General features: G+C 54.2%; 25 protein-coding genes. 22 read left to right on the plus strand and 3 right to left on the minus strand.

All coding sequences use genetic code 11. From position 1 onward, the window contains the following. Nucleotides 1–37: 37 nt before the first annotated feature. Nucleotides 38–3,154: a ribonuclease E gene (gene rne / locus ACOQH0_RS08625; RefSeq protein ID WP_421512005.1), complete on the minus strand. Its 3,117-nt coding sequence runs from the start codon at nucleotides 3,152–3,154 to the stop codon at nucleotides 38–40. 572 nt (nucleotides 3,155–3,726) lie between these two features. Here rne and rluC point away from each other — a divergent pair. Then, nucleotides 3,727–4,674: a 23S rRNA pseudouridine(955/2504/2580) synthase RluC gene (gene rluC, locus ACOQH0_RS08630; RefSeq protein WP_148399581.1), complete on the plus strand. Its 948-nt coding sequence runs from the start codon at nucleotides 3,727–3,729 to the stop codon at nucleotides 4,672–4,674. Nucleotides 4,675–4,740: 66 nt separating this feature from the next. On the opposite strand, the gene ACOQH0_RS08635 is transcribed toward rluC, so the two are convergent. Then, nucleotides 4,741–5,325 carry a Maf family protein gene (locus ACOQH0_RS08635; protein WP_421512006.1) on the minus strand — a complete coding sequence of 195 codons (585 nt, stop codon included), beginning with the start codon at nucleotides 5,323–5,325 and terminating at the stop codon, nucleotides 4,741–4,743. Nucleotides 5,326–5,465: 140 nt separating this feature from the next. Here ACOQH0_RS08635 and yceD point away from each other — a divergent pair, with 140 nt between their 5' ends. The 14 genes from yceD to ptsG all read left to right on the plus strand — a co-directional run bounded on the left by yceD (nucleotide 5,466) and on the right by ptsG (nucleotide 17,793). Further along, a complete protein-coding gene (gene yceD / locus ACOQH0_RS08640) occupies nucleotides 5,466–5,987 on the plus strand; it encodes a 23S rRNA accumulation protein YceD (RefSeq protein ID WP_006174678.1) in 522 nt (173 codons plus the stop codon). 16 nt (nucleotides 5,988–6,003) lie between these two features. Next, entirely contained in the window at nucleotides 6,004–6,177 is a 174-nt protein-coding gene (rpmF, locus tag ACOQH0_RS08645; RefSeq protein WP_003857964.1) for a 50S ribosomal protein L32, read from the plus strand. 80 nt (nucleotides 6,178–6,257) lie between these two features. After that, entirely contained in the window at nucleotides 6,258–7,292 is a 1,035-nt protein-coding gene (gene plsX / locus ACOQH0_RS08650) for a phosphate acyltransferase PlsX (protein ID WP_010429690.1), read from the plus strand. Nucleotides 7,293–7,298: 6 nt separating this feature from the next. After that, the gene (locus ACOQH0_RS08655) at nucleotides 7,299–8,252 is read left to right on the plus strand and encodes a beta-ketoacyl-ACP synthase III (protein ID WP_421512007.1); all 954 of its coding nucleotides are present in this window, start codon (nucleotides 7,299–7,301) and stop codon (nucleotides 8,250–8,252) included. A gap of 15 nt (nucleotides 8,253–8,267) precedes the next feature. Next, a complete protein-coding gene (fabD, locus tag ACOQH0_RS08660; protein ID WP_032647992.1) occupies nucleotides 8,268–9,197 on the plus strand; it encodes an ACP S-malonyltransferase in 930 nt (309 codons plus the stop codon). Between the two features lie 12 nt (nucleotides 9,198–9,209). After that, a complete protein-coding gene (gene fabG, locus ACOQH0_RS08665; RefSeq protein WP_010429699.1) occupies nucleotides 9,210–9,944 on the plus strand; it encodes a 3-oxoacyl-ACP reductase FabG in 735 nt (244 codons plus the stop codon). Between the two features lie 154 nt (nucleotides 9,945–10,098). Further along, entirely contained in the window at nucleotides 10,099–10,335 is a 237-nt protein-coding gene (gene acpP, locus ACOQH0_RS08670) for an acyl carrier protein (RefSeq protein WP_003857954.1), read from the plus strand. Nucleotides 10,336–10,427: 92 nt separating this feature from the next. Continuing rightward, nucleotides 10,428–11,669: a beta-ketoacyl-ACP synthase II gene (gene fabF / locus ACOQH0_RS08675; RefSeq protein WP_421512009.1), complete on the plus strand. Its 1,242-nt coding sequence runs from the start codon at nucleotides 10,428–10,430 to the stop codon at nucleotides 11,667–11,669. Between the two features lie 121 nt (nucleotides 11,670–11,790). Continuing rightward, the gene (pabC, locus tag ACOQH0_RS08680) at nucleotides 11,791–12,600 is read left to right on the plus strand and encodes an aminodeoxychorismate lyase (RefSeq protein WP_010429710.1); all 810 of its coding nucleotides are present in this window, start codon (nucleotides 11,791–11,793) and stop codon (nucleotides 12,598–12,600) included. A gap of 2 nt (nucleotides 12,601–12,602) precedes the next feature. Then, nucleotides 12,603–13,625: a cell division protein YceG gene (yceG, locus tag ACOQH0_RS08685; protein ID WP_109081047.1), complete on the plus strand. Its 1,023-nt coding sequence runs from the start codon at nucleotides 12,603–12,605 to the stop codon at nucleotides 13,623–13,625. Further along, nucleotides 13,615–14,256: a dTMP kinase gene (gene tmk, locus ACOQH0_RS08690; protein WP_218401646.1), complete on the plus strand. Its 642-nt coding sequence runs from the start codon at nucleotides 13,615–13,617 to the stop codon at nucleotides 14,254–14,256. The genes yceG and tmk overlap by 11 nt, the downstream gene beginning before the upstream one ends. Continuing rightward, complete coding sequence (gene holB, locus ACOQH0_RS08695) at nucleotides 14,253–15,257, plus strand: DNA polymerase III subunit delta' (protein ID WP_421512010.1); 1,005 nt, start codon at nucleotides 14,253–14,255, stop codon at nucleotides 15,255–15,257. The genes tmk and holB overlap by 4 nt, the downstream gene beginning before the upstream one ends. Nucleotides 15,258–15,267: 10 nt before the next feature. Beyond that, nucleotides 15,268–16,062 carry a metal-dependent hydrolase gene (locus tag ACOQH0_RS08700; protein ID WP_421512011.1) on the plus strand — a complete coding sequence of 265 codons (795 nt, stop codon included), beginning with the start codon at nucleotides 15,268–15,270 and terminating at the stop codon, nucleotides 16,060–16,062. A gap of 297 nt (nucleotides 16,063–16,359) precedes the next feature. After that, entirely contained in the window at nucleotides 16,360–17,793 is a 1,434-nt protein-coding gene (ptsG, locus tag ACOQH0_RS08705) for a PTS glucose transporter subunit IIBC (protein WP_010429721.1), read from the plus strand. Nucleotides 17,794–17,967: 174 nt separating this feature from the next. Here the strand turns inward: ptsG and fhuE are convergent, their stop codons facing one another. Then, nucleotides 17,968–20,154, minus strand: a complete 2,187-nt coding sequence (gene fhuE, locus ACOQH0_RS08710) for a ferric-rhodotorulic acid/ferric-coprogen receptor FhuE (protein ID WP_421512334.1) — start codon at nucleotides 20,152–20,154, stop codon at nucleotides 17,968–17,970. 351 nt (nucleotides 20,155–20,505) lie between these two features. Here fhuE and hinT point away from each other — a divergent pair, with 351 nt between their 5' ends. From hinT to ACOQH0_RS08745, 7 genes are all read left to right on the plus strand, one after another. Then, nucleotides 20,506–20,865: a purine nucleoside phosphoramidase gene (gene hinT / locus ACOQH0_RS08715; protein WP_010429724.1), complete on the plus strand. Its 360-nt coding sequence runs from the start codon at nucleotides 20,506–20,508 to the stop codon at nucleotides 20,863–20,865. A 1-nt stretch (nucleotide 20,866) separates the two neighbouring features. After that, nucleotides 20,867–21,241 (plus strand): YcfL family protein, encoded by a 375-nt coding sequence (locus ACOQH0_RS08720; protein WP_010429726.1) that lies wholly within the window; start codon nucleotides 20,867–20,869, stop codon nucleotides 21,239–21,241. Nucleotides 21,242–21,251: 10 nt separating this feature from the next. After that, entirely contained in the window at nucleotides 21,252–21,899 is a 648-nt protein-coding gene (gene lpoB, locus ACOQH0_RS08725; protein WP_089599887.1) for a penicillin-binding protein activator LpoB, read from the plus strand. Further along, nucleotides 21,880–22,704, plus strand: coding sequence for a thiamine kinase (thiK, locus tag ACOQH0_RS08730; RefSeq protein ID WP_421512013.1), 825 nt, complete (start codon nucleotides 21,880–21,882; stop codon nucleotides 22,702–22,704). Before lpoB ends, thiK begins: the two co-directional genes overlap by 20 nt. An 11-nt stretch (nucleotides 22,705–22,715) precedes the next feature. Next, entirely contained in the window at nucleotides 22,716–23,741 is a 1,026-nt protein-coding gene (nagZ, locus tag ACOQH0_RS08735) for a beta-N-acetylhexosaminidase (protein WP_421512015.1), read from the plus strand. 34 nt (nucleotides 23,742–23,775) lie between these two features. Beyond that, nucleotides 23,776–24,318, plus strand: a complete 543-nt coding sequence (gene ycfP / locus ACOQH0_RS08740; protein ID WP_089599890.1) for an alpha/beta hydrolase YcfP — start codon at nucleotides 23,776–23,778, stop codon at nucleotides 24,316–24,318. A 235-nt stretch (nucleotides 24,319–24,553) separates the two neighbouring features. Continuing rightward, the gene (locus ACOQH0_RS08745; protein ID WP_420985176.1) at nucleotides 24,554–25,858 is read left to right on the plus strand and encodes an NAD(P)/FAD-dependent oxidoreductase; all 1,305 of its coding nucleotides are present in this window, start codon (nucleotides 24,554–24,556) and stop codon (nucleotides 25,856–25,858) included. Nucleotides 25,859–26,023: the final 165 nt, after the last annotated feature.

Genomic DNA, 26,023 nt, shown 5'->3' on the forward strand with positions numbered 1-26,023 from the left:
AGCCGACCCTGAGGTCGGCTTTTCGTCCTAACGCGTATTACTCAACAGACTGGGGGCGGGTTGCCGGTGCAGTCGCCTGGTGCGTTGCGCTGTGACCACCTGCGGAACCTTTGCCGTCAAAGTTGAACTCCGGGCGAACCCAGTCGCTTTGACGCGGTGCTTCCGGCACATACTCAGGCGCAGGTGCGCGAGTCATAGGTGCCGTTGCAACGTGTGCTGCCACTGGCGCAGTAACCACTGGCGCTGGTTTCACCTCAGGCGCTGGAGCTTCTTCGGCTTCACGAACCGGTTCAACGTCAAGTTCAACCTCCTGAACCACTTCTTCTGTCACCGTTTCGATAACCGCGTCAGCGGTGTCTTCAACCGGCGCGGCGGCTTCAACTTCTTCAGCAACCTCTTCGGCCACGACCGTGTCTTCTTCGGCGATGAACTGCGGTGCGGCATCAACCGGGGCAGCAATCACTTCAGGATGGGTGGTTTCCACTTCAACCGCTTGTGGGGCTTCGGCTTCCACAGCCTGCGGCTCAACCACCGTCGCTGCTGCAGCCACAACCTCTTCAGCTGCAACGACAGGTGCAATCACCTCTTCGGTGACAGACTGTTCTTCAACAATCTGCTCCGGGCGAGCAACCGGGTAGCGGATCCAGACTTTACCGGATGCCATTTCAGGTGACGCACACGCGATGGCTAACGGCATTGGAGACTGAGTCGGGTAACGCTCGTCACGATAACGGCGACGACGCTGACCGCTCACGCGCAGGTGACGAGGAGAACGACGTGAACGACGCGGCATGCCTGCGTTATCACGACCTTCGCCATTATCGTCCTGCTCGGCATTGTTCTCTACCACTGCTGGCAGATCAACTTTCGCCAGTTGGGTCTGCGGCGCGCTTTCGGCGACGGTTTCCGTAACAACAGTTGTCTCTTCGGTCGTTTCAGAAGCAAAACGGACCTTCTGATTCAGCTGGCGCTGCTTACGACGCGGCATAACCTGAGTACGTTCTTCCTGCTCAGCGTCTTGCTGTTCAACAGGCTCTTCGCGGTTCAGGTTTTTAACTTCCTGCTGCGCCTGACGCTTCTCGTCGTTGCGACGACGATTGCGCTCACGGCGAGGCTGCTGCTCGTCGCGCTGTTTGCTCTTCTCGGATTCATCGCCCGCCGGTTGGCGAATTTCGCGATCTTCAACATTCTGCTGCTGTTTCTCGCGACGGTTGCGACGGTTATCTTCGCGTTGCTCACGGCCTTCGTTGTTGTCAGAACGGTTGTCGCGACGCTCGTTACGGTCGTTGCGGTCGCTGCGGTCATTACGATCGCGGCGGTTGTTCTGGCGCTTACGACGATCCTGCTGACGCTCAGGCTTCGCTTCTTTCGGTGCTTCTTTTGGCTGCTCCGGCTGAACTTCTTCGCCAGCAAACATCTTCTTCAGCGCGCCGAAGATGCGGCTCAGAAGACCTGGTTGCTCTGGCTGGGCTTTCGCCACGTCTGGCGCAGGTTTTTGCGCAGCAGGTTTAGCCGCTGGTTTTTCCAGCACGGCTTCCGGCGGCGCTTCCGGCATAATGAAGGTGGCTAATGCAGGCTGCTCAGGCAGTTTACGCTCGGCAGGCTCTTCATCGGATGGCAGAGCCATCTCTTCTTCATGCAGCTTCGGCAGCAGGTAGCTGAGGGTGGTCGTCTCTTCGCCCTTACGCACACGCAGCACGTGATAGTGCGGGGTCTGCATCTGGTCGTTTGGCACGATGATGCAGCGAACGCCGCCCTGACGTGCTTCGATTGCGCTTACCGCTGCACGTTTTTCGTTAAGCAGGTAAGAGGCAACGGGCACCGGCACAATGGCGTGAACTTCTTTGGTGTTCTCTTTCAGCGCTTCTTCTTCAATCAGACGCAGAATAGAGAGGGACAGCGATTCGTTATCACGCACGGTACCGGTACCGGAACAGCGCGGGCAAACGTGATGGCTGGACTCACCCAGTGATGGGCTCAGACGCTGACGGGACATCTCCAGCAGGCCAAAACGAGAAATATGGCTGATCTGGATACGAGCACGGTCCTGGCGCACCGCTTCGCGCAGACGGTTTTCAACCGCACGCTGGTGACGAACAGGGGTCATGTCGATGAAGTCGATAACGATCAGACCACCCAGGTCGCGCAGGCGGAGCTGGCGGGCGATTTCATCAGCGGCTTCAAGGTTGGTGTTGAAGGCGGTCTCTTCGATATCACCGCCGCGGGTTGCACGCGCGGAGTTGATGTCGATAGCGGTCAGCGCTTCGGTCGTATCGATAACGATAGAACCACCGGATGGCAGACGCACTTCACGCTGGAAGGCGGATTCAATCTGGGATTCAATCTGATAGTGGCTGAACAGCGGGATTTCACCAGTGTACAGTTTGATTTTGCTGGTGAAATCCGGACGACCCAGCGCGGCGATGTGCTGGCGAGCCAGCTCAAGCACTTTCGGGTTATCAATCAGAATTTCGCCGATGTCCTGACGCAGGTAATCACGGAAGGCACGCACGATAACGTTGCTTTCCTGGTGGATCAGGAACGGAGCAGGGCGGCTTTCTGCTGCTTTCTGGATAGCTTCCCAGTGCTTCAGACGGAAGCTTAAGTCCCACTGCAGCGCTTCGGCAGATTTGCCTACGCCTGCGGTACGCACGATAAGCCCCATGCCGTCCGGCAGTTCAAGACTTGCCAGCGCTTCTTTCAGCTCGGTACGGTCATCACCTTCGATACGGCGAGAGATACCACCCGCACGCGGGTTGTTTGGCATCAGAACCAGATAGCTCCCCGCCAGGCTGATAAAGGTCGTCAGTGCGGCACCTTTGTTGCCACGCTCTTCTTTATCAATCTGGACGATAACTTCCTGACCTTCACGCAGAACATCTTTGATGTTTGGGCGGCCATGGGCGTTGTAGTTTGCAGGGAAATATTCGCGGGCGATTTCTTTAAGAGGGAGGAAACCGTGACGCTCAGCACCGTAATCGACAAATGCAGCTTCAAGGCTTGGTTCAATGCGGGTGATTTTACCTTTGTAAATGTTCGCTTTTTTCTGTTCGTGTCCAGGACTTTCGATATCCAGATCGTACAGGCGCTGCCCATCCACAAGGGCGACACGCAACTCTTCTTGCTGAGTTGCGTTGATTAACATTCTTTTCATCGTAACTTACTCGTTATTCTTACATTGACGACAAAGCTGCGGGCAAGGTGACGCTTTCCGGGGTATGAACCGATGGCCTCGTGTCTGTTCACGTCGCCAACCTCACGGTTGTCGCTCGCTTAAGAGGCGCAGAGTGTCGGTTGCCTGTATTTCATACGGAAACACAGCGCAATTATCAGGGGAATTGCCTGGGTAGAACTCTCCAGAAAACAATCCTTATACCGGGAAGTACTGCAACCCGCAGCCCGCTAACTGCCTGAAAGATCAATACGTCTTACGCCATTGCTGCGTGGATGATCGGTCAGACAAAATTGGTCATTCCGTCGACATCCTTACTTAACCTGGATTTAACACGGAAAACAGCCTCATTATTCCACTGCTCGCCGGGTTATAGCAAGATGACTTTTACCAATTATCACCCGGTTACTCACAGTTTCTTCACTTCGAGGTGGTGATTGGTTTAATAACCACCAAATCGATTGCGCGAAACGGGGCGCAGGCCGGATAAAAGTAAATATAAGCATAGAAAAATGAGTGGCGCTAATGGCTGACGATATTTAGAATCGCCAACCATGAAAACAGAGACTCCAGCCGTAAAAATTGTTGCTATCGCGGATGACTATGCGGGGCAACGCATCGATAACTTTTTACGCACCCAGTTGAAAGGCGTGCCAAAAAGTATGATTTACCGCATCCTGCGCAAGGGCGAGGTGCGGGTTAACAAAAAACGCGTGAAGCCTGAGTATAAGCTCGAAGCCGGTGATGAAGTGCGTATCCCGCCGGTGCGCGTGGCTGAACGTGAAGAAGAGGCGGTTTCGCCTAAGCTGCAAAAAGTGGCTGCGCTGAGTGACGTCATCCTTTATGAGGATGACTATATCCTTGTGCTGAACAAACCGTCAGGTACAGCCGTACACGGCGGCAGTGGCCTGAGCTTTGGCGTGATTGAAGGACTGCGCGCGCTTCGACCGGAAGCCCGTTTCCTGGAGCTGGTGCATCGCCTGGATCGTGATACCTCCGGCGTGCTGCTGGTGGCGAAAAAGCGTTCTGCGCTGCGTTCTTTGCATGAGCAGCTTCGTGAAAAAGGGATGCAGAAAGACTACCTGGCGCTGGTTCGTGGGCAGTGGCAGTCCCATGTAAAAGTGGTGCAGGCACCGCTGTTGAAAAATATTCTGCAGAGCGGCGAGCGCATTGTGCGTGTGAATCAGGAAGGGAAACCGTCCGAGACGCGCTTTAAAGTTGAAGAGCGCTATGAATTTGCCACGCTGGTGCGCTGCAGCCCGGTGACGGGGCGTACCCATCAGATTCGCGTGCATACCCAGTTTGCCGGGCATCCTATTGCGTTTGATGACCGCTATGGCGACCGCGAGTTTGATAAACAACTGGCGGGCACGGGGCTGTCGCGTCTGTTCCTGCATGCGGCTGCGCTGAAGTTTACCCATCCAAACACCGGTGAAATCATCCGTATTGAAGCACCGCTGGATGAGCAACTGAAACGTTGCCTGAAGGTTCTGCGCGGCTGATTTTGCTTTCCTCCCTCTCCCTGTGGGAGAGGGCCGGGGTGAGGGCATCAGGCCGCAATGGTCCAGTCACATCGTCAGCGGATTAAACGCTTCTCGCCTTAACATCTGGCACAGTGCAATCAACGGCAATCCGACCAGCGTATTCGGGTCACGACCGTCCAGCTTGTCGAACAGCGCAATCCCCAATCCTTCACTTTTAAAACTTCCTGCACAGTTGAGCGGACGTTCCCGGCGGACATAATCTGTTATTTCCTGCTCGCTGAGATGGCGAAAGTGCACGTCGAACGGCTCGCATTCCGTTTGCAGGTGGCCTGAGGCGGAGTTATAAAGTGCCAGCCCTGTATAAAAGGTCACGATAGTGCCACGTGCACGCAGAAGCTGCTGGCAGGCGTTCTCTTCCGTATGCGGCTTGCCGGTGATCTCTCCGTCCAGTACACAAACCTGATCGGAGCCTATAATCAAATGGGCGGGATAACGTGCGGCCAGCGATTGCGCTTTCTCTTGTGCGAGACGCGTCACCAGATGACGCGGGGATTCGCCCGGGTGTGGCGTTTCGTCAACGTCGGGGGCAGCGCATTCAAACGGGATCCCGAGCTTTTCCAGCAGCATTCGACGGTAGGGTGAAGTGGAGGCGAGAACGAGATTTGGCATATTTTTATCACCAGATATAGCGTATCGATGCCAGCCATTTTAAACTACAGGCCGCAATGTGTGCGAATAATTGGCAAAAGGCAGCTCTGGTTGCCTTTTTCTTTGACTCTATGACGTTACAAAGTTAATATGCGCGCCCTATGCAAAAGGTAAAATTACCCCTGACTCTTGATCCGGTTCGTACGGCTCAAAAACGCCTTGATTACGAAGGAATCTATTCTTCCGATCAGGCTGAGCGTATTGCCGAATCCGTAGTCAGTGTGGACAGTGATGTAGAATGCTCCATGTCGTTCGCTATCGACAACCAGCGTCTCGCCGTTTTAACCGGTGATGCAAAGGTGACGGTAACCCTCGAATGTCAGCGTTGCGGGAAACCGTTTGTACAGCATGTTCACACAACGTATTGTTTCAGTCCCGTTCGTTCTGACGAGCAGGCTGAAGCACTCCCGGAAGCGTATGAGCCGATTGAGGTTAACGAATTCGGTGAAATCGATCTTCTGGCTCTGGTTGAAGATGAAATCATCCTCACCTTGCCAGTGGTTCCGGTGCATGATTCTGAACACTGTGAAGTGTCCGAGGCGGACATGGTCTTTGGGGAACTGCCTGATGAAGCGCAAAAACCAAACCCATTTGCCGTATTAGCCAGCTTAAAGCGTAAGTAATTAAGGAGTAAGGTCCATGGCCGTACAACAGAATAAACCAACCCGTTCCAAACGTGGCATGCGTCGTTCCCATGACGCGCTGACTGCAGTTACCAGCCTGTCTGTAGACAAGACTTCTGGTGAGAAACACCTGCGTCACCACATCACCGCTGACGGTTTCTACCGCGGCCGCAAGGTTATCACTAAGTAATCACGCGTTAGCGTGATTAAGCTTAGTGAGGATTTCCCCGTGCAAACGGGGAAGTTACCGAACCAGGCTGCGACGATACCTTGACACGTCTAACCCTGGCGTTAGATGTCATGGGGGGAGATTTTGGCCCTTCCGTGACAGTGCCTGCAGCATTGCAGGCACTGAATTCTAATTCGCAACTCACACTTCTTTTAGTCGGCAATCCCGACACAATCACGCCATTACTTGCAAAAGCTGACTTCGAACAACGTTCACGTCTGCAGATTATTCCTGCACAGTCAGTTATTGCCAGTGATGCCCGGCCATCGCAGGCTATTCGCAATAGCCGTGGCAGCTCTATGCGCATTGCACTGGAGCTGGTGAAAGAAGGGCGAGCGCAGGCTTGCGTCAGTGCGGGAAATACCGGTGCACTGATGGGGCTGTCGAAATTATTGCTCAAGCCCATTGAGGGCATTGAGCGCCCGGCGCTGGTGACGGTGTTGCCGCATCAACAAAAGGGCAAAACGGTGGTGCTGGATCTCGGTGCTAACGTTGATTGTGATAGTACAATGCTGGCTCAGTTTGCTGTGATGGGGTCCGTGCTGGCTGAAGACGTAGTGGGAATTCACAATCCCCGCGTTGCGTTACTGAATATTGGTGAAGAAGAGACCAAAGGCCTGGACAGCATTCGTGACGCTGCCGAATTGCTCAAGCAGGTTCCCTCCATCAACTATATTGGTTATCTCGAAGCCAATGAGTTGCTGACGGGTAAGACAGATGTATTAGTGTGTGATGGCTTCACCGGAAACGTAACGTTGAAGACTATGGAAGGGGTGGTGCGAATGTTCCTTTCTCTGCTGAAATCGCAGGGGGAAGGTAAAAAAAGCGCCTGGTGGCTGATTTTATTAAAGCGTTGGTTACAAAAAAGCCTGACGCGGCGATTCAGTCACCTCAACCCCGACCAGTATAATGGCGCCTGTCTGTTAGGATTGCGCGGCATCGTGATTAAGAGTCACGGTGCGGCCAATCAGCGAGCCTTTTCCGTCGCGATAGAACAGGCAGTGCAGGCGGTGCAGCGACAAGTTCCTCAACGGATTGCCGCTCGCCTGGAATCTGTATTAGCTAAAAGTGACTGAGCGTACATGTATACGAAGATTTTAGGTACCGGCAGCTACCTGCCAACACAAGTGCGTACCAACGCCGATCTTGAAAAAATGGTAGATACGTCTGACGAGTGGATTGTCACGCGCACAGGTATCCGTGAACGTCGTATCGCCGCGCCAGACGAAACCGTGTCCACCATGGGTTACGAAGCCGCACAGCGCGCTATCGAGATGGCTGGCATCGATAAAGAACAGATTGGCTTGATCGTGGTCGCCACCACGTCGGCCACGCATGCCTTCCCAAGCGCAGCGTGCCAGGTGCAGAACCTGCTCGGCATTAAAGGCTGCCCGGCATTTGACGTTGCTGCCGCGTGCGCAGGCTTCACCTACGCGCTGAGCGTTGCCGATCAGTATGTTAAATCTGGCGCCGTGAAGTACGCGCTGGTGATCGGCGCTGACGTGCTGGCGCGTACCTGTGATCCAACCGATCGCGGGACGATCATTATTTTTGGTGATGGTGCGGGTGCCGTACTGCTGGGCCAGTCTGAAGAGCCGGGCATCATCTCCACGCATCTGCATGCTGACGGTAGCTACGGCGAACTGTTGACGCTGCCTAATGTCGACCGTGTGAATCCGGACAACTCTATCTACCTGACAATGGCTGGTAACGAGGTGTTTAAGGTGGCGGTGACTGAGCTTGCGCACATTGTTGATGAAACGCTGGAAGCGAACAACCTTGAACGCTCTGCGCTCGACTGGCTGGTGCCGCATCAGGCGAACCTGCGTATTATCAGCGCAACCGCGAAAAAGCTGGGCATGTCGATGGATAATGTTGTGGTGACGCTTGATCGCCATGGCAACACCTCTGCGGCGTCGGTACCGTGCGCATTTGATGAAGCGGTACGCGATGGACGAATCAAACGGGGCCAGTTGGTCTTGCTTGAAGCCTTCGGTGGCGGGTTCACCTGGGGTTCCGCGCTGGTTCGTTTCTAGGATAAGGATTAAAAAATGACGCAATTTGCTTTTGTGTTCCCGGGGCAGGGCTCTCAAACCGTTGGGATGTTGTCTGAAATGGCAGCACACTATCCGGTAATTGAAGAGACTTTCCGTGAAGCTTCTGATGCACTGGGTTATGATCTGTGGGCGTTGACTCAGCAGGGTCCAGCCGAAGAACTGAACAAAACCTGGCAGACTCAGCCAGCACTGCTGACCGCATCCGTTGCGCTGTGGCGCGTATGGCAGCAGCAGGGCGGCAAAGCGCCTGCACTGCTCGCGGGCCACAGCCTCGGTGAATACTCTGCACTGGTGTGTGCGGGTGTGATCGCCTTTGCTGACGCGGTACGTCTGGTAGAACTGCGCGGTAAATTCATGCAGGAAGCGGTGCCGGAAGGCACGGGTGGCATGTCTGCTATCATCGGACTGGATGATGCTTCGATTGCAAAAGCGTGTGAAGAATCTGCTGAAGGTCAGGTGGTTTCACCGGTAAACTTCAACTCGCCGGGCCAGGTCGTTATCGCCGGTCATAAAGAAGCGGTTGAACGTGCTGGTGCTGCCTGTAAAGCTGCTGGCGCGAAACGTGCGCTACCACTGCCGGTCAGCGTTCCGTCACACTGCGCGCTGATGAAGCCAGCCGCCGACAAACTGGCGGTTGAACTGGAAAAAATTACGTTTAACGCACCGACGATTTCCGTTGTAAACAACGTCGATGTGAAATGCGAAACCGCGCCGGAGGCAATCCGTAACGCACTGGTTCGCCAGCTTTACAGCCCGGTACAGTGGACCAAAACCGTTGAGTTTATGGCGTCACAGGGCGTTGAGCATCTGTATGAAGTCGGTCCAGGTAAAGTCCTCACCGGCCTGACAAAACGTATTGTTGATACCCTGACTGCCTCGGCCATTAACGAGCCGGAAGCACTGTCAGCGGCACTCGCGCAATAAAAGAGGAATACCATGAGTTTTGAAGGAAAAATCGCACTGGTTACCGGCGCAAGCCGCGGTATCGGGCGTGCAATTGCTGAAACACTGGTTGCGCGCGGCGCGAAAGTGATTGGTACAGCAACCAGCGAGAATGGCGCTCAGGCCATCAGCGAATATCTGGGTGCGAACGGGAAAGGTCTGGTACTGAATGTGACCGAACCTGCATCTATCGAATCTGTTCTGGAAAATATTCGCGCAGAGTTTGGTGAAGTGGATATTCTGGTAAACAATGCCGGGATCACTCGTGATAACCTGTTAATGCGAATGAAAGACGACGAGTGGAACGATATCATCGAAACCAACCTGTCATCTGTATTCCGTCTGTCAAAAGCGGTAATGCGCGCTATGATGAAAAAGCGTCATGGTCGTATTATCACTGTTGGTTCTGTGGTTGGTACCATGGGAAATGCTGGTCAGGCTAACTACGCTGCGGCGAAAGCAGGTCTGATTGGCTTCAGTAAGTCGCTGGCACGTGAAGTCGCGTCCCGCGGTATTACTGTAAACGTTGTTGCTCCGGGCTTTATTGAAACGGACATGACGCGTGCGCTGACTGATGATCAGCGTGCGGGTACGCTGGCGGCAGTTCCGGCGGGTCGTCTTGGCGACCCTAAAGAAATCGCCAGCGCGGTTGCATTTTTAGCCTCTGACGAAGCGGGTTACATCACTGGTGAAACCCTTCACGTCAATGGCGGGATGTATATGGTTTAATCACGATGAAAAATATTTGCGTTATTGTAGGGGTTGGCCTCAAAATAACGTAAAATCGTGGTAAGACCTGCCGGGATTTAGTTGCAAATTTTTCAACATTTTATACACTACGAAAACCATCGCGAAAGCGAGTTTTGATAGGAAATTTAAGAGTATGAGCACTATCGAAGAACGCGTTAAGAAAATTATCGGCGAACAGCTGGGCGTTAAGCAGGAAGAAGTTGTGAACTCCGCTTCCTTCGTTGAAGACCTGGGCGCAGATTCTCTTGACACCGTTGAGCTGGTAATGGCTCTGGAAGAAGAGTTTGATACTGAGATTCCGGACGAAGAAGCTGAGAAAATCACCACCGTTCAGGCTGCCATTGATTACATCAACGGTCACCAGGCGTAAGTGAACATCTCCAGGCGGTCATTCGACCGCCTGAGTTTTATCTTTTTTAGTCCCACGAATCTCTTTTATTTTTCCCTCCCTGGAGGACAAACGTGTCTAAGCGTCGTGTAGTTGTGACCGGACTTGGCATGTTGTCTCCTGTCGGCAATACCGTAGAGTCCACCTGGAAAGCTCTCCTTGCCGGTCAGAGCGGCATCAGCCTAATCGACCATTTCGATACTAGCGCCTATGCAACGAAATTTGCTGGCTTAGTAAAGGATTTTAACTGTGAAGAATTTATCTCGCGCAAAGAACAGCGCAAGATGGATGCCTTCATTCAATATGGAATTGTCGCTGGCATTCAGGCCATGCAGGATTCTGGCCTTGAGATTACGGAAAAGAACGCAACCCGTATTGGCGCCGCAATTGGCTCCGGTATTGGCGGTCTTGGCCTGATCGAGGAAAACCATACATCTCTGATGAATGGCGGACCGCGTAAGATCAGCCCGTTCTTCGTTCCGTCCACGATTGTTAACATGGTGGCAGGTCACCTGACCATTATGTTCGGTCTGCGTGGGCCAAGCATTTCCATCGCTACCGCATGTACGTCCGGCGTACATAACATCGGCCAGGCCGCGCGTATCATTGCGTACGGCGATGCAGATGCTATGGTTGCAGGCGGTGCTGAAAAAGCCAGTACCCCACTGGGTGTAGGCGGTTTTGGTGCGGCGCGTGCGCTGTCTACCCGTAATGATAACCCGCAGGCGGCGAGCCGTCCGTGGGATAAAGACCGTGACGGCTTCGTGCTGGGCGACGGTGCGGGTATGATCGTACTGGAAGAGTACGAACACGCGAAAAAACGCGGTGCGAAAATTTATGCTGAAATCGTTGGTTTCGGCATGAGCAGCGATGCTTACCACATGACGTCTCCTCCGGAGAACGGTGCGGGTGCTGCGCTGGCGATGGAAAATGCGATTCGTGATGCGGGTATTACCCCAGCACAGATTGGCTACGTTAACGCGCACGGTACTTCTACGCCTGCAGGCGATAAAGCTGAAGCACAGGCGGTTAAGTCTATCTTCGGTGAATCTGCCAGCCGCGTAATGGTGAGCTCTACGAAATCCATGACCGGTCACCTGTTGGGTGCGGCGGGTGCAGTAGAGTCAATCTACTCCATCCTTGCGCTGCGCGATCAGGCTGTTCCGCCAACCATCAACCTGGATAACCCGGATGAAGGTTGCGATCTGGACTTCGTTCCTCACGAAGCGCGTCAGGTTAGCGGTATGGAGTACACCCTGTGTAACTCCTTCGGCTTCGGTGGTACTAACGGCTCTCTGATCTTCAAAAAAGTCTGAGCCTGACTGCACGATGGCTATTAAAAAAGGTCCGCTTGTCGGGCCTTTTTTATTAAGCGTAATCCCCTTGTCCGGTTAAAGACATCCTGCCAGACTGAACCCCCACGCATCAGGAGACATCATGTTTTTGATCAATGGCCTCGAGCAGGAGAATCTGCCTGCCAGCGACAGAGCAACGCAGTTTGGTGATGGCTGCTTTACGACGGCGCGAATTATTGACGGGCAAGTATGCCTGCTCGACGCGCATATCCGCCGTCTGCAAACGGCCTGCGAAACCCTAATGATCCCCTTTCAGCACTGGGACACGCTGCGACGTGAGATGAGCCAGCTGGTGTCAGAGAAGAGCAGTGGTGTGCTCAAAGTCATCATCAGTCGCGGCAGCGGAGGGCGAGGTTATAGCGGGGCCAGCTGTGAGAACCCCACGCGCATACTCTCCGTATCCGCTTATCCCGCACATTATGAAAGCTGGCGCAAAGACGGTGTCACGCTGACGCTGAGCCCGATACGACTGGGCCGCAACCCCATGCTGGCCGGAATTAAACACCTCAATCGCCTTGAACAGGTGCTGATTCGTACTCATCTTGAACAGACGGACGCTGATGAGGCGCTGGTTCTTGACAGCGAAGGGTTCATTACGGAATGCTGTGCGGCTAATTTACTCTGGCGGAAGGGCCGTGATGTCTTCACACCTTCACTGGAGCAGGCTGGGGTGAAGGGCATTATGCGTCAGTTTTGTTTGCAACAGTTGGCACACTCGGGTTTTCGCGTTGTCGAAGTTAACGAAAGGGAAGAGGCGCTACTGACCGCTGATGAAGTTATTGTTTGTAACGCGTTGATGCCTGTTTTACCCGTCCGCGCCTATGGCCAGCAGGTCTGGTCATCGCGCGAACTGTTTCAGTTTTTAGCCCCGTTATGTGAGCAAACCAGATAGTCATGAAGAAAATGTTGCGCTTTGTTCTCCTCCTCATCGTTGTGCTGGGTATTGCTGGCGGCGCGGGAGTGTGGAAAGTCCGTCAGCTGGCGGACAGTAAAATCCTGATTAAAGACGAGACGATTTTTACCCTTAAAGCCGGTACCGGGCGCATTGCGCTGGGTGAGCAGCTTTACGGGGATAAGGTCATTAACCGCCCGCGCGTCTTCCAGTGGTTACTGCGCCTTGAGCCTGAACTGTCTCACTTCAAAGCCGGTACGTACCGCTTTACCCCTGGTATGACCGTCAGGCAGATGCTGCAGGTGCTGGAGAGCGGCAAAGAGGCCCAGTTCCCGCTGCGGTTTGTTGAGGGGATGCGCTTAAGCGATTACCTCAAACAGCTGCGTGACGCACCCTATATCAAACACACGTTAAAAGACGACAGCTATCAGACGGTCGCTGAGGTGCTGAAATTCGAGCATCCTGAGTGGGTGGAAGGCTGGTTCTGGCCGGATACCTGGATGTACACGGCGGGCACAACTGACGTTGCTATTCTGAAACGCGCACATAAAAAAATGGTCGCGGCGGTGGAGTCAGCGTGGGAAGGGCGTGTAGATGGCCTGCCCTATAAAGATCAAAACCAGTTTGTCACCATGGCCTCGATCATTGAAAAAGAGACTGCCGTTGCGGCAGAGCGCGATCAGGTCGCTTCCGTATTTATCAACCGTCTGCGCATCGGCATGCGTCTGCAAACCGATCCCACCGTCATCTACGGTATGGGCGAGAGTTATAGCGGCAAGATATCCAGAAAAGATCTGGAGACGCCAACAGCGTATAATACCTACGTGATCGCAGGCCTGCCGCCAGGCCCGATTGCGACGCCGAGTGAAGCCTCATTACGAGCCGCGGCGCACCCGGCCAAAACACCGTATCTCTATTTTGTGGCTGACGGAAAAGGGGGGCATACCTTTAATACCAACCTTGCCAGCCATAATCGCTCTGTTCAGGACTATCTGAAGGCACTTAAGGAAAAAAATGCGCAGTAAATACATTGTCATTGAGGGACTCGAAGGGGCGGGTAAAACCACCGCCCGCAACGTGGTGGTTGATACGCTGAAAGCGCTTGGCGTTGCGGACATGGTATTTACCCGTGAACCAGGCGGTACGCAACTGGCTGAAAAGCTGCGTAGCCTCGTGCTGGATATCAAATCCGTTGGCGACGAGGTCATCACTGACAAAGCCGAAGTGTTGATGTTCTATGCGGCGCGCGTGCAGTTGGTAGAAACGGTGATCAAACCTGCACTGGCAGAAGGGAAGTGGGTGATTGGCGATCGTCATGACCTGTCTACCCAGGCGTATCAGGGCGGTGGTCGGGGGATTGACCAGACGATGTTAGCAACGCTGCGCGACGCAGTGCTCGGTGATTTCCGTCCCGACCTGACGCTCTATCTGGACGTGACGCCCGAAGTCGGCCTGAAGCGTGCCCGCGCGCGCGGTGAACTGGACCGCATCGAGCAAGAGTCTTTTGACTTCTTCAACCGTACCCGCGCGCGCTACCTTGAGCTGGCGGGGCAGGATGCTTCCATTCGTACTATTGATGCAACACAGTCTCTGGACGAGGTGACGCGCGCTATTCAGAATACGGTCGCGCAATGGCACCAGGAGCAACAGGCATGAAATGGTATCCATGGTTGCGCCCGCACTTTGAGCAGTTGATCAACAGCTATCAGGCGGGGCGGGGCCATCATGCGTTACTGATTCAGGCATTGCCAGGAATGGGCGATGATGCGCTCATTTACGCTATCACCCGTTTCCTGATGTGTCAGCAGCCGGAAGGGCATAAAAGCTGCGGTAAATGCCGTGGTTGCCAGCTGATGCAGGCGGGCACACATCCGGACTATTACACGCTGGAGCCTGAAAAGGGCAAAAGCACGCTCGGGATTGACGCCGTGCGTGAAGTCAGTGAAAAACTGTATGAACACGCGCGGCTTAACGGGGCCAAAGTGGTCTGGCTGAAAGATGCCGCGCAGCTTACCGAGGCGGCGGCGAACGCGTTGCTCAAAACCCTGGAAGAGCCACCGGAGAAAACCTGGTTCTTCCTGTCATGTCGTGAACCGGGGCGATTACTGGCGACACTGCGCAGTCGCTGCCGTCTTCATCACCTCGCAGTACCTCAGGAAGCATGGGCGCTCACCTGGATTGAACGCGAAGTGACGGTCTCACAAGACGCGGCCCTGACTGCGCTGCGGCTGTGCAGCGGCGCGCCAGCGGCGGCTCTGGCGTTGCTTCAGGCGGATGTCTGGTCGCAGCGTGAAACGCTGTGTCGTGCCGTCGAATCCGCGCTGGATAGCGGTGACTGGTTGAGTTTGCTGCCTGCCCTGAACAGCGATCAGGCGACCGAGCGCCTGCACTGGCTGGCCGCTTTACTGCTGGATGCGCTCAAACTTCAACAGGGGGCAACGCTTCTGACCAACCTCGACGTCTGGTCGCTGGTGAACACCCTGGCGAATAGCCTGTCGGGCGTCTCGTTGCGCGCTATCCTTCATGATGTTTGCCTGAGTCGCGAACAACTTTTGACAGTAACCGGTCTTAATCGCGAGCTTTTACTGACAGACCAGTTACTGCGTATCGAACACTACCTGCAACCGGGCGTAATACCGCCTGTTTCCCATCTCTGAGAGAGACATTATGTTTTTAGTCGACTCACACTGCCATCTTGATGGTCTGGATTATCAATCTCTGCATAAAAACGTCGATGATGTGCTGGAAAAAGCCGCCGCCCGCGATGTCAAATTCTGTCTGGCCGTGGCAACCACGCTGCCGGGCTACCGCTCCATGCGCGAACTGGTTGGCGTTCGCGATAACGTCGTCTTCTCCTGCGGCGTTCATCCACTGAACCAGGATGACGCGTATGACGTGGAAGATTTACGTCGTCTGGCGGCAGAAGAGGGCGTGGTGGCGATGGGTGAGACCGGGCTTGACTATTTTTACACGCCGGAAACTAAACCACGCCAGCAGGCGTCCTTCCGTCACCATATCCGCATTGGCCGCGAGCTGAACAAACCCGTCATTGTGCATACCCGCGATGCGCGCGCCGATACGCTGGAGATCCTGCGGGAAGAAAAGGTGACGGATTGCGGTGGCGTACTACACTGTTTCACAGAAGACAGAGAAACGGCGGGCAAGCTGCTTGATTTGGGGTTTTATATCTCGTTTTCGGGGATCGTAACGTTCCGTAATGCTGAGCAGCTGCGTGATGCTGCGCGTTATGTTCCGCTCGATCGCATTCTGGTGGAAACAGACTCGCCGTATCTGGCACCGGTGCCGCATCGCGGCAAAGAGAACCAGCCAGCGATGACGAGAGACGTGGCTGAGTATATGGCCGTTCTGAAGGGCGTCAGCATTGAAGAGCTGGCTCGTGCGACGACGGAAAATTTCTCCACGCTGTTCCACATCGACCCCGCCCGCCTGCAATCTGTCTGATACACCTGTTTTTTTTAGGCTCGTAATTAATAAATAAAGCGAGTAAAGTTCACCGCCTCATTTGGGGCGGTGATGGTGTTTTTAGACACATCCAGACATGCTTTTTGTAAATATCTGAAAGTTTTTTGGCCGTCTTGAACTGAAACGTGATAGCCGTCAAACAAACCCAGAGGGAATTATTTTACTCTGTGTAATAAATAAAGGGCGCTTAGATGTCCTGTCCACGGCACGGTACTCCCCCCGGGCCAATGCGTGAAAGCGTAAAAAAAGCACAAATACTCAGGAGCACTCTCAATTATGTTTAAGAATGCATTTGCTAACCTGCAAAAGGTCGGTAAATCGCTGATGCTGCCAGTATCCGTACTGCCTATCGCAGGTATCCTGCTGGGCGTCGGTTCTGCTAACTTCAGCTGGCTGCCAGCCGTAGTTTCCCACGTGATGGCCGAAGCAGGCGGTTCTGTTTTTGCTAACATGCCGCTGATCTTCGCGATCGGTGTTGCTCTGGGCTTCACCAATAACGACGGTGTATCTGCACTGGCTGCAGTGGTTGCCTACGGCATCATGGTGAAAACCATGGCGGTGGTTGCGCCGCTGGTTCTGCATTTACCGGCTGAAGAGATCGCCGCGAAACACCTGGCGGACACCGGTGTTCTGGGCGGTATCATCTCCGGTGCGATTGCAGCGTATATGTTTAACCGCTTCTATCGCATCAAGCTGCCTGAGTATCTCGGCTTCTTCGCGGGCAAGCGTTTCGTTCCGATCATCTCTGGTCTGGCAGCGATTTTCACTGGTGTGATCCTGTCCTTCATCTGGCCACCAATCGGTTCCGCTATTCAGACCTTCTCTCAGTGGGCTGCTTACCAGAACCCGGTTGTGGCGTTCGGTATCTACGGCTTCATCGAGCGCTGCCTGGTACCATTTGGTCTGCACCACATCTGGAACGTTCCATTCCAGATGCAGATTGGTGAATTCACCAACGCAGCAGGTCAGGTATTCCACGGCGATATCCCACGCTACATGGCAGGCGACCCAACTGCAGGCAAACTGTCTGGTGGCTTCCTGTTCAAAATGTACGGTCTGCCGGCTGCTGCGATTGCAATCTGGCACTCTGCTAAACCAGAGAACCGTGCAAAAGTGGGCGGTATCATGATCTCCGCAGCGCTGACCTCGTTCCTGACCGGTATCACCGAGCCGATCGAGTTCTCCTTCATGTTCGTTGCGCCGATCCTGTACATCATCCACGCTGTACTGGCTGGCCTGGCGTTCCCAATCTGTATCCTGCTGGGTATGCGTGACGGTACGTCCTTCTCTCACGGTCTGATCGACTTCATCGTTCTGTCCGGTAACAGCAGCAAGCTGTGGCTGTTCCCAATCGTGGGTGCGTGCTATGCCGTTGCTTACTACACCATCTTCCGCGTGCTGATCAAAGCACTGGACCTGAAAACTCCGGGTCGTGAAGATGCAACTGAAGACAGCAAAGCAGGCGTGACCAGCGAAATGGCTCCAGCACTGGTAGCCGCGTTCGGTGGTAAAGAGAACATCACTAACCTGGACGCGTGTATCACTCGTCTACGTGTGAGCGTTGCCGATGTCGCAAAAGTTGACCAGCCGGGCCTGAAAAAATTGGGCGCAGCAGGTGTTGTTGTTGCAGGTTCTGGTGTTCAGGCAATCTTCGGTACCAAATCCGATAACCTGAAAACCGAAATGGATGAGTACATCCGCAACAACTAAGTTGTGATGTGGGGAGACTGAGGCAGCCGAATGGCTGCCTTTTTTATTTGTGCGGCCTGTTCAGCCCGGTGGCGGCTACGCCTTACCGGGCCTACGTGAAACGAATCGTCACCCGGCGAGAAGCGCGAACAAAAAAAGGGAGCCATTCGGCTCCCTATTAATACGTCTGAGGGATCAGAACTGATAGCTTGCGGTCACGCTCACGTTGCGCGGCTCACCGTAGACCAGTGAGCCCTGAACGTTGGTATCGTAAGTCTTGTCGAACAGGTTGTTCAGATTCCCCTGCAGAGAAAAGTTCTTCGTGACCTGATAGCGGGTGAAGAGATCAACCAGCGCATAGCTGCCTTGTTCCGCACGCCATGTACCGTAAGGTGTGGCAACGTCGCTGTAAACGCGGTTTTGCCAGTTAACACCGCCACCCACGGTCAGCGCAGGCATCGCTGGCAGACGGTAACTGGTGAACAGTTTAACCGTCGTGCGCGGTAGGTAAGGGTTAACGTCTTTACCGTCGCTGTCTTCAGCCAGGTAGCGCGTCGCGCCAAAGGTCATTTGCCAGTTGTCCGTCAGCGCGCCGTTAATTTCAAATTCAACGCCTTTACTTACTGTGCCGTCTACGCCTTCATAAGCGGTATCGGTTGACCCCTGAATCACGCGCCCCGTACTCTGCGCCACGTTATCCTGCTCGATGCGGAAGACAGAGAGCGTTGTGGTCAGTCGGCTGTTCATCCAGTCCGACTTCAGGCCCACTTCATAATTGTTGCCGGTGATTGGGTCGAGATACCTGCCGGTGCTGTCACGGTAGTTCTGTGGCTGGAAGATGGATGTATAGCTGGCATAGGCAGACCAGTTATCATCAATGTCATAGACAAGACCCGCATACGGCGTGGTATGGTTTTTTTCCATACCATAAGTCATCGTGTCGACGCTCCAGTTCGTATAGCGGGCACCGAGAATCAAATGCAGAGGATCGGCCAACGAAATGCGCGTCGCGGCGTAGAGCGATTTCATATTCGTTTTGTCGTCCTGGGCCAGCGCCTGCGATCCCCAGTTTGTTTCCGGGAAATGGCCATCATAGTCGTAGAAATTACCGAGTTCGTCCGGATATACGTTCGCCCACGCGTTGGTGTAACGGTTCGTTTGACGACTGAAGCTGCCGCCGAACATCACGGTATGCTGGCGGCCAAACAGGTCATAGCCACCATCGGCAAACAAATCGACAGCATCGACCTTACGCTTCCCGCTGTTCCAGCCCGTCCCGCCGATATAGCCGTAGTCCGGTCCATAATTCGAATAAGGCCCAACCAGCATGCCGGTTGATTTGTCCACATAAGCGTCAAGGTACAGGGCTTTACTGTCGAATTTGGCCTCGGTATGGGTGGCATTCAGCGTGGCCTGCCAGGTGTCGGCAAAGCGTTGTTTGAAGGTGGCGAAAACTTTGTTGAACTCTTTGTCGTTATAGGCCCAGTCAGGCGCGGTGCTGTGGGCGCGATCGTAATGCCTTACGCTACCGTCCGTGTTCCAGCGCGGTAAGCCGCCCCAGGTCTGGTTGTTCACGTCAATGCGCTGATATTCGTAACCAGCCGAAAATGAGGTGGTATCGCCCAGGTCCGCATCAAGAATGCCGGAGAAGAAGGTTTTCTTTTGATTGTAGTTATCGAGCCAGGAGTCATTATCCTGATAGCCAGCCACGATCCGACCGCGTACATTCCCGTCATCCGTTAACGGGCTTTGCAGATCCATGACGTAACGCTGCTTGTTCCAACTGCCGTATTCCGCAGACAGATTGCCTTTGAACTCGCGGCTGGTGGCATGTTTACGCACCATGTTGATCGCTGCCGACGGGTTACCCGTGCCCGTCATCAAGCCGGTCGCCCCACGCACCACTTCCACGCGCTCAAACAGGGCGGTATCCGAGAGGGCATCCCCGAGGTTCCAGCGAGATTCGAAATAGGTGGGGATACCATCAATCATGTAGTTGTCGATCTCGAAACCACGTGAGTAATAGCTGCTGCGATCGGAGTCTGCGGTGTTTTTGCTGATCCCCATCGTGTTATCCATCACATCTCCCAGCGTTTGCAGCTGCTGATCTTCCATACGTTGTTCACTGACAATGGAGACTGACTGGGGGATATCGCGCTGGACCATCTGCATTTTGGTGCCGATGGTGGTGGTTTTGACGCTGTAGTCCTGCTCTTCGCTGGACGCGTCTGGCTGGGAAGTACCGTCAACGACGAGTGTTTCCTCGTTTGGGGCGGCGAAACTTACGGTTGGCATCAGTGCCATAGCAACGCAGGCTGCCAGCAACGAAGGCGTTGCAACAGGCTGACGTTGCCCATCCCTGGTATGATTAATGAAAGACATCATCAAACCCTTAGTGAATGGTGAAGGTTGTTTGCGTCAGTCCCTTAACCGGGCTGGCGTCGTATTCTTTGTCAAAAACGCGCATGAAAATGCAAATGCGAAATATACGCATTGTTATTAGCACTGTAAACAGATGTTTCGGACGAAACTGAAATAATGTTTCAGAGGAAAAATGTCGTCTGGCGGTCACTCTCCCGCCAGCTGGCGAGGGATCGGGAAAGAAATCGAGGGAGAAGGTTGAAAGGACAGGAGAAACTCGCTCATACTCTTGCGTTGTATCACACTGTCGTAAAGACTGTATGTGTGAATAGCGGACGCATCACGCCAGATTAATCAAAAAAGGAAAAGGTCATGGCCGAAGAAACGATTTTCAGTAAAATTATCCGCCGTGAAATCCCGTCGGATATCGTCTTTCAGGATGAGCTGGTGACGGCTTTTCGGGACATTTCACCTCAGGCGCCGACGCATATCCTTATCATTCCAAATATTCTGATTCCTACCGTCAATGATGTGAAAACCGAGCATGAAGTGGCGTTAGGCCGTATGCTAACGGTAGCCGCGAAAATTGCTGAGCAGGAAGGCATCGCTGAAGACGGCTATCGTTTGATCATGAACTGCAATCGCCACGGCGGTCAGGAAGTTTATCATATCCATATGCATCTTCTGGGTGGGCGACCACTGGGACCGATGCTGGCACATAAAGGTCTTTGACATGTTAAGAGGGCGTATTGCAGCGCTGATGATAACGCTGGTGATAGCAGGGTGCAGTGCGCGTCCTGCGATCCCCGTCAGCGACGAACAGACGCTGGTGATGGAGTCCTCAGTCCTTGCTGCAGGCATTACGGCAGAGCAGCCTTCGCTGACCATTAGCGAAATCCAACCTTCTGCTTCCTCTACGCTCTATAACGAAAGACATGAGCCAGTGACGGTACATTACCGCTTCTACTGGTATGACGTAAGAGGTCTTGAAATGCATCCGCTTGAGGCGCCGCGTAGCGTGACTATTCCGGCAAGATCGTCGGTGACGCTCTATGGCAGCGCTAACTATTTGGGTGCACATAAGGTGAGACTTTATCTTTATCTGTAAGGGGTGATCCTTGATTAAAAATATGAGCCGTTATGTGCTCTTAAGTGCGTTTGCACTTTTCCTCGCAGGGTGTGTGACGCGTACAGAACAGCCTGCGCCAGTGGATGAGGCGAAACCGGGTACGGAACAGCCGACACAGCCAACGCAGCCGGTGCCAACGGTGCCTTCTGTCCCGACCATTCCGGCGCAGCCTGGCCCAATTGAGCACCCGGACCAAACGTCACAGCCTGCGCCGCGCGTGCGTCACTATGACTGGAATGGCGCAATGCAGCCTATGGTGGGCAAAATGTTGCAGGCTCAGGGCGTGACGCCGGGAAGCGTACTGTTGGTGGATAGCGTAAATAACCGCACCAATGGTTCACTCAACGCGGGCGAAGCGACGGAAACGCTGCGTAATGCGTTAGCAAACAACGGCAAATTTACCCTGGTCTCGACACAGCAGTTGGCAGTAGCCAAACAGCAGTTGGGCTTGTCGCCGCAGGATAGCCTGGGCTCGCGCAGCAAAGCGATAGGCATTGCGCGCAACGTTGGCGCTCAGTATGTCCTCTATTCTAACGCCACCGGTAATGTGAACACGCCTTCGCTGCAGATGCAGCTGATGCTGGTTCAGACGGGTGAAATAATCTGGTCAGGTAAAGGTGCCGTTACGCAACAATAGCTGCACGCGTGACGAGATTCTGACGCGTTATTTTCCTCAGTATCGCCTTATCGCGCCGCAGGCCCACTCCGGGCTTGGCGGCGCGAGCTGCATCATTGAGCAGGGCGAACATCGGCTGGTGCTGCGACAGCATCACGATCTCTCTGCCCCTGCCTCCCACTTTCGCCGACAGTTTCGTACGCTGAGGCGCTTGCCTGCGGATCTCGTGCCGAAGCCCTGTTTTTTTACGCAGGGCTGGATGGCGGTAGAGTATCTTGCGGGGGAGATCAAAAGCACGCTTCCGCATACTCCCGCGCTCGCCGCGATGCTGTATCATCTTCACCGCCAGCCTTGCCTGGGATGGCAGGTTACGCTGTTACCGCTGCTGGAAAAATACTGGCAGCAGGCCTCGCCCGACAGACGAACGCCATTCTGGCTTGCGCAGCTTAAACGGATGCGAAAGCGAGGGGAACCGCAACCCTTACGGCTTTCGCCGTTGCATATGGACGTCCACGCCGGGAATATTGTACACACGCCCGCGGGAGCCAGGCTCATCGACTGGGAGTATGCCGGAGATGGCGACGTGGCGCTGGAGCTGGCGGCGGTCTGGATGCCGGAAGATGCCTCTCGTGAGCAGCTTATAATGGCCTATGCCCGTGAAGCGCAGATGGATGCGTTGATGCTGATGCGGCAGGTCAGGCGGTGGCGACCCTGGGTATTCATGCTGATGGTGGGCTGGTTTGAAATGCGCTATCAGCAATCAAACGACAAACACTTTATTACGCTGGCAGATGACGTCTGGCGTCAGTTACAAACTAAAGGATAAGAGAGGTTCGTGTGGGTCCAGTCATGTTGGATGTCGAAGGGTTTGAGCTGGATGCGGAGGAGCGCGACATTCTGGCGCATCCGCTGGTAGGGGGGCTGATTCTGTTTACCCGCAACTACCACGATCCGGCGCAATTGCGCGAACTGGTTCGTCAGATCCGCGCGGCGTCCCGTAACCATCTGGTGGTCGCGGTGGATCAGGAAGGCGGGCGCGTGCAGCGCTTCCGCGAGGGGTTCACCCGCTTGCCTGCCGCACAATCTTTTGCTGCGCTGCTGGGTACAGAAGAGGGCGGTAAACTGGCGCAGGATGCTGGCTGGCTGATGGCGAGCGAAATGATTGCGATGGATATCGACATCAGCTTTGCTCCCGTTCTGGATGTGGGCCATATCAGCGCGGCGATTGGCGAGCGTTCATACCATGAAGATCCGCGCATTGCGCTGGCAATAGCCACCCGTTTTATCGACGGCATGCACGCAGCAGGCATGAAAACCACCGGCAAACACTTCCCGGGACATGGCGCAGTGACGGCAGATTCTCACAAAGAGACGCCGCGCGATCCGCGTCCGGAAGCGGAAATTCGTGCCAAAGATATGTCGGTGTTCCGTTCGCTTATCACCGATAACAAGCTTGATGCCATCATGCCTGCACACGTGATTTACAGCGATGTCGATCCGCGCCCGGCCAGCGGTTCACCGCACTGGCTGAAAACGGTGCTGCGTCAGGAGTTCGGTTTTAACGGCGTGATTTTCTCCGACGATCTGTCGATGGAAGGGGCGGCAATTATGGGCAGCTACGCGGAGCGCGGGCAGGCATCCCTGGACGCAGGTTGCGATATGATCCTCGTCTGCAATAATCGTAAAGGGGCCGTCAGCGTGTTGGATAACCTGTCGCCGATCAAAGCAGAGCGTGTTACACAATTGTATCATAAAGGTTCATTTAGCCGTCAGGAGCTGATGGATTCGGCGCGCTGGAAGACGGTCAACGCCCAGCTTGAAGCACTGAATGAGCGCTGGCAGGCACATAAAGCCAGCCTGTAAACCCTCCCGGAAGGCGTAGCGTGGTGAGAAGACAATGATCATCTATTTACACGGTTTTGACTCAAACAGTCCTGGTAATCATGAGAAGGTGCTGCAGCTGCAGTTTATCGACCCGGATGTACGGCTGATCAGTTACAGCACGCGTCATCCGAAGCATGATATGCAGCATCTGCTCAAGGAAGTGGACAAGATGTTACAGCTCAATGTCGATGAACGTCCGCTGATCTGCGGCGTGGGGCTGGGGGGCTACTGGGCCGAACGCATTGGCTTCCTGTGCGACATCCGCCAGGTCGTTTTCAATCCCAACCTGTTCCCGAACGAGAACATGGAAGGCAAAATTGACCGCCCGGAAGAGTATGTCGACATTGCCACCAAGTGCGTGAGTAACTTCCGTGAGAAAAACCGCGATCGCTGTTTAGTGATCCTCTCGCGCCAGGATGAGGCACTGAACAGCAGCAGGGCGGCAGAACTGCTGCATCATTACTATGAAATTGTCTGGGACGAGGAACAGACCCACAAATTCAAGAATATCTCCCCGCATCTGCAGCGCATCAAAGCCTTCAAAACGCTGGGCTAAGCCACAGCCTGTCACCCGAAACCCGGTACGCCTTTGCGACCGGGTTTCTTTTTGTCCAGAATTGTCTACTTTTAAGCCATCAAAACTTGATGCATATCAATTTTGGTATGACCAATGCGCCTGACGTGTTATTCTCAATTCACCTGAATGGTTTCAGTGCTGTAACCTGTTGTTAATTAAGGGTTATTTTTATAACTTTTACTTAACAATTGGTTAATAATTTGAGGGGGTCACGTTGACTACGCCATTGAAAAAGATAGTGATTGTAGGCGGTGGTGCTGGCGGGCTGGAGCTGGCCACACAGCTGGGTAAAAAGCTGGGTCGCGGCAAAAAAGCCAAAATTACGCTGGTGGATCGCAACCATAGCCACCTGTGGAAACCGCTGCTGCACGAAGTGGCGACCGGTTCGCTGGATGAGGGCGTCGATGCGCTGAGCTATCTGGCGCATGCGCGCAATCACCATTTCCAGTTCCAGCTGGGATCCGTGGTGGATATCAACCGTGAAAGCAAAACCATTACACTGGCCGAACTGCGTGATGAAAAAGGCGAACTGCTGGTTCCTGAACGCAAGCTGGCGTATGACACGCTGGTCATGGCGCTGGGCAGTACCTCTAACGACTTCAATACGCCGGGCGTGAAAGAGCACTGTATCTTCCTCGATAACCCGCACCAGGCGCGTCGTTTCCATCAGGAAATGCTAAACCTGTTCCTGAAGTACACCAGCAATATGGGTGCCAATGGCAAGGTGAACATTGCTATTGTCGGCGGCGGCGCGACGGGCGTTGAGCTGTCTGCAGAGCTGCACAACGCGGTGAAACAGCTGCACAGCTACGGTTATAAAGGGCTGACTAACGAAGCGCTGAACGTGACGCTGGTTGAAGCCGGTGAACGCATTCTGCCTGCGCTGCCGCCACGTATTTCCGGTGCGGCGCACAATGAACTCACCAAACTGGGCGTGCGGGTGCTGACGCAGACCATGGTGACCAGCGCTGACGAAGGCGGCCTGCATACTAAGGACGGCGAGTATATCCAGGCGGATCTGATGGTCTGGGCGGCGGGTATCAAAGCGCCTGATTTCATGAAAGAGATCGGCGGGCTGGAAACCAACCGCATTAACCAGCTGGTGACAGAGCCGACGCTGCAAACCACGCGCGACCCGGAAATCTTCGCTATTGGAGACTGTGCATCCTGTGCGCGCCCTGAAGGTGGGTTCGTGCCGCCGCGCGCTCAGGCCGCTCACCAGATGGCGAGTCTGGTGCTGCACAACATCCTGGCGCAGTACAAAGGGAAGCCGATGAAGTCGTATGTCTATAAAGACCACGGTTCGCTGGTGTCACTGTCTAACTTCTCTACCGTGGGTAGCCTGATGGGTAACCTGATGCGCGGCTCGATGATGGTAGAAGGGCGCATTGCACGCTTCGTGTATATCTCCCTTTACCGTATGCATCAGATTGCACTGCACGGCTACTTCAAAACCGGTCTGATGATGCTGGTCGGCCGAATCAACCGCGTGATCCGTCCTCGACTGAAGCTGCACTGATATTTCTCTCCCTCCGGGCCATCCGGAGGGGTTTTTTAGCATTTCATGCTGTACATCACACTTTGCGTGCTTAAGAGTTCTCTCAAACACGATATATCTCCCCCAGACGCCCATTTTTTAATCCTTTGTCTTATTGGCGAGGACTGACCCCTGTTGCAAAATAGT

It is taken from the genome of Enterobacter sp. JS8-1 (genome assembly GCF_049187015.1).
Lineage (GTDB): Bacteria > Pseudomonadota > Gammaproteobacteria > Enterobacterales > Enterobacteriaceae > Enterobacter > Enterobacter mori.

Bases quoted from the DNA above. Each gene is read 5' to 3' on its own strand.
- fhuE (WP_421512334.1), bottom strand. From the start codon at position 20,154: ATGTCTTTCATTAATCATACCAGGGATGGGCAACGTCAGCCTGTTGCA.
- yceG (WP_109081047.1), top strand. From the start codon at position 12,603: ATGAAGAAAATGTTGCGCTTTGTTCTCCTCCTCATCGTTGTGCTGGGT.
- rne (WP_421512005.1), bottom strand. From the start codon at position 3,154: ATGAAAAGAATGTTAATCAACGCAACTCAGCAAGAAGAGTTGCGTGTC.
- fabD (WP_032647992.1), top strand. From the start codon at position 8,268: ATGACGCAATTTGCTTTTGTGTTCCCGGGGCAGGGCTCTCAAACCGTT.
- ACOQH0_RS08700 (WP_421512011.1), top strand. From the start codon at position 15,268: ATGTTTTTAGTCGACTCACACTGCCATCTTGATGGTCTGGATTATCAA.
- rpmF (WP_003857964.1), top strand. From the start codon at position 6,004: ATGGCCGTACAACAGAATAAACCAACCCGTTCCAAACGTGGCATGCGT.
- acpP (WP_003857954.1), top strand. From the start codon at position 10,099: ATGAGCACTATCGAAGAACGCGTTAAGAAAATTATCGGCGAACAGCTG.
- pabC (WP_010429710.1), top strand. From the start codon at position 11,791: ATGTTTTTGATCAATGGCCTCGAGCAGGAGAATCTGCCTGCCAGCGAC.
- ycfP (WP_089599890.1), top strand. From the start codon at position 23,776: ATGATCATCTATTTACACGGTTTTGACTCAAACAGTCCTGGTAATCAT.
- ACOQH0_RS08720 (WP_010429726.1), top strand. From the start codon at position 20,867: ATGTTAAGAGGGCGTATTGCAGCGCTGATGATAACGCTGGTGATAGCA.
- holB (WP_421512010.1), top strand. From the start codon at position 14,253: ATGAAATGGTATCCATGGTTGCGCCCGCACTTTGAGCAGTTGATCAAC.
- ptsG (WP_010429721.1), top strand. From the start codon at position 16,360: ATGTTTAAGAATGCATTTGCTAACCTGCAAAAGGTCGGTAAATCGCTG.
- yceD (WP_006174678.1), top strand. From the start codon at position 5,466: ATGCAAAAGGTAAAATTACCCCTGACTCTTGATCCGGTTCGTACGGCT.
- hinT (WP_010429724.1), top strand. From the start codon at position 20,506: ATGGCCGAAGAAACGATTTTCAGTAAAATTATCCGCCGTGAAATCCCG.
- ACOQH0_RS08655 (WP_421512007.1), top strand. From the start codon at position 7,299: ATGTATACGAAGATTTTAGGTACCGGCAGCTACCTGCCAACACAAGTG.
- rluC (WP_148399581.1), top strand. From the start codon at position 3,727: ATGAAAACAGAGACTCCAGCCGTAAAAATTGTTGCTATCGCGGATGAC.
- tmk (WP_218401646.1), top strand. From the start codon at position 13,615: ATGCGCAGTAAATACATTGTCATTGAGGGACTCGAAGGGGCGGGTAAA.
- ACOQH0_RS08635 (WP_421512006.1), bottom strand. From the start codon at position 5,325: ATGCCAAATCTCGTTCTCGCCTCCACTTCACCCTACCGTCGAATGCTG.
- fabG (WP_010429699.1), top strand. From the start codon at position 9,210: ATGAGTTTTGAAGGAAAAATCGCACTGGTTACCGGCGCAAGCCGCGGT.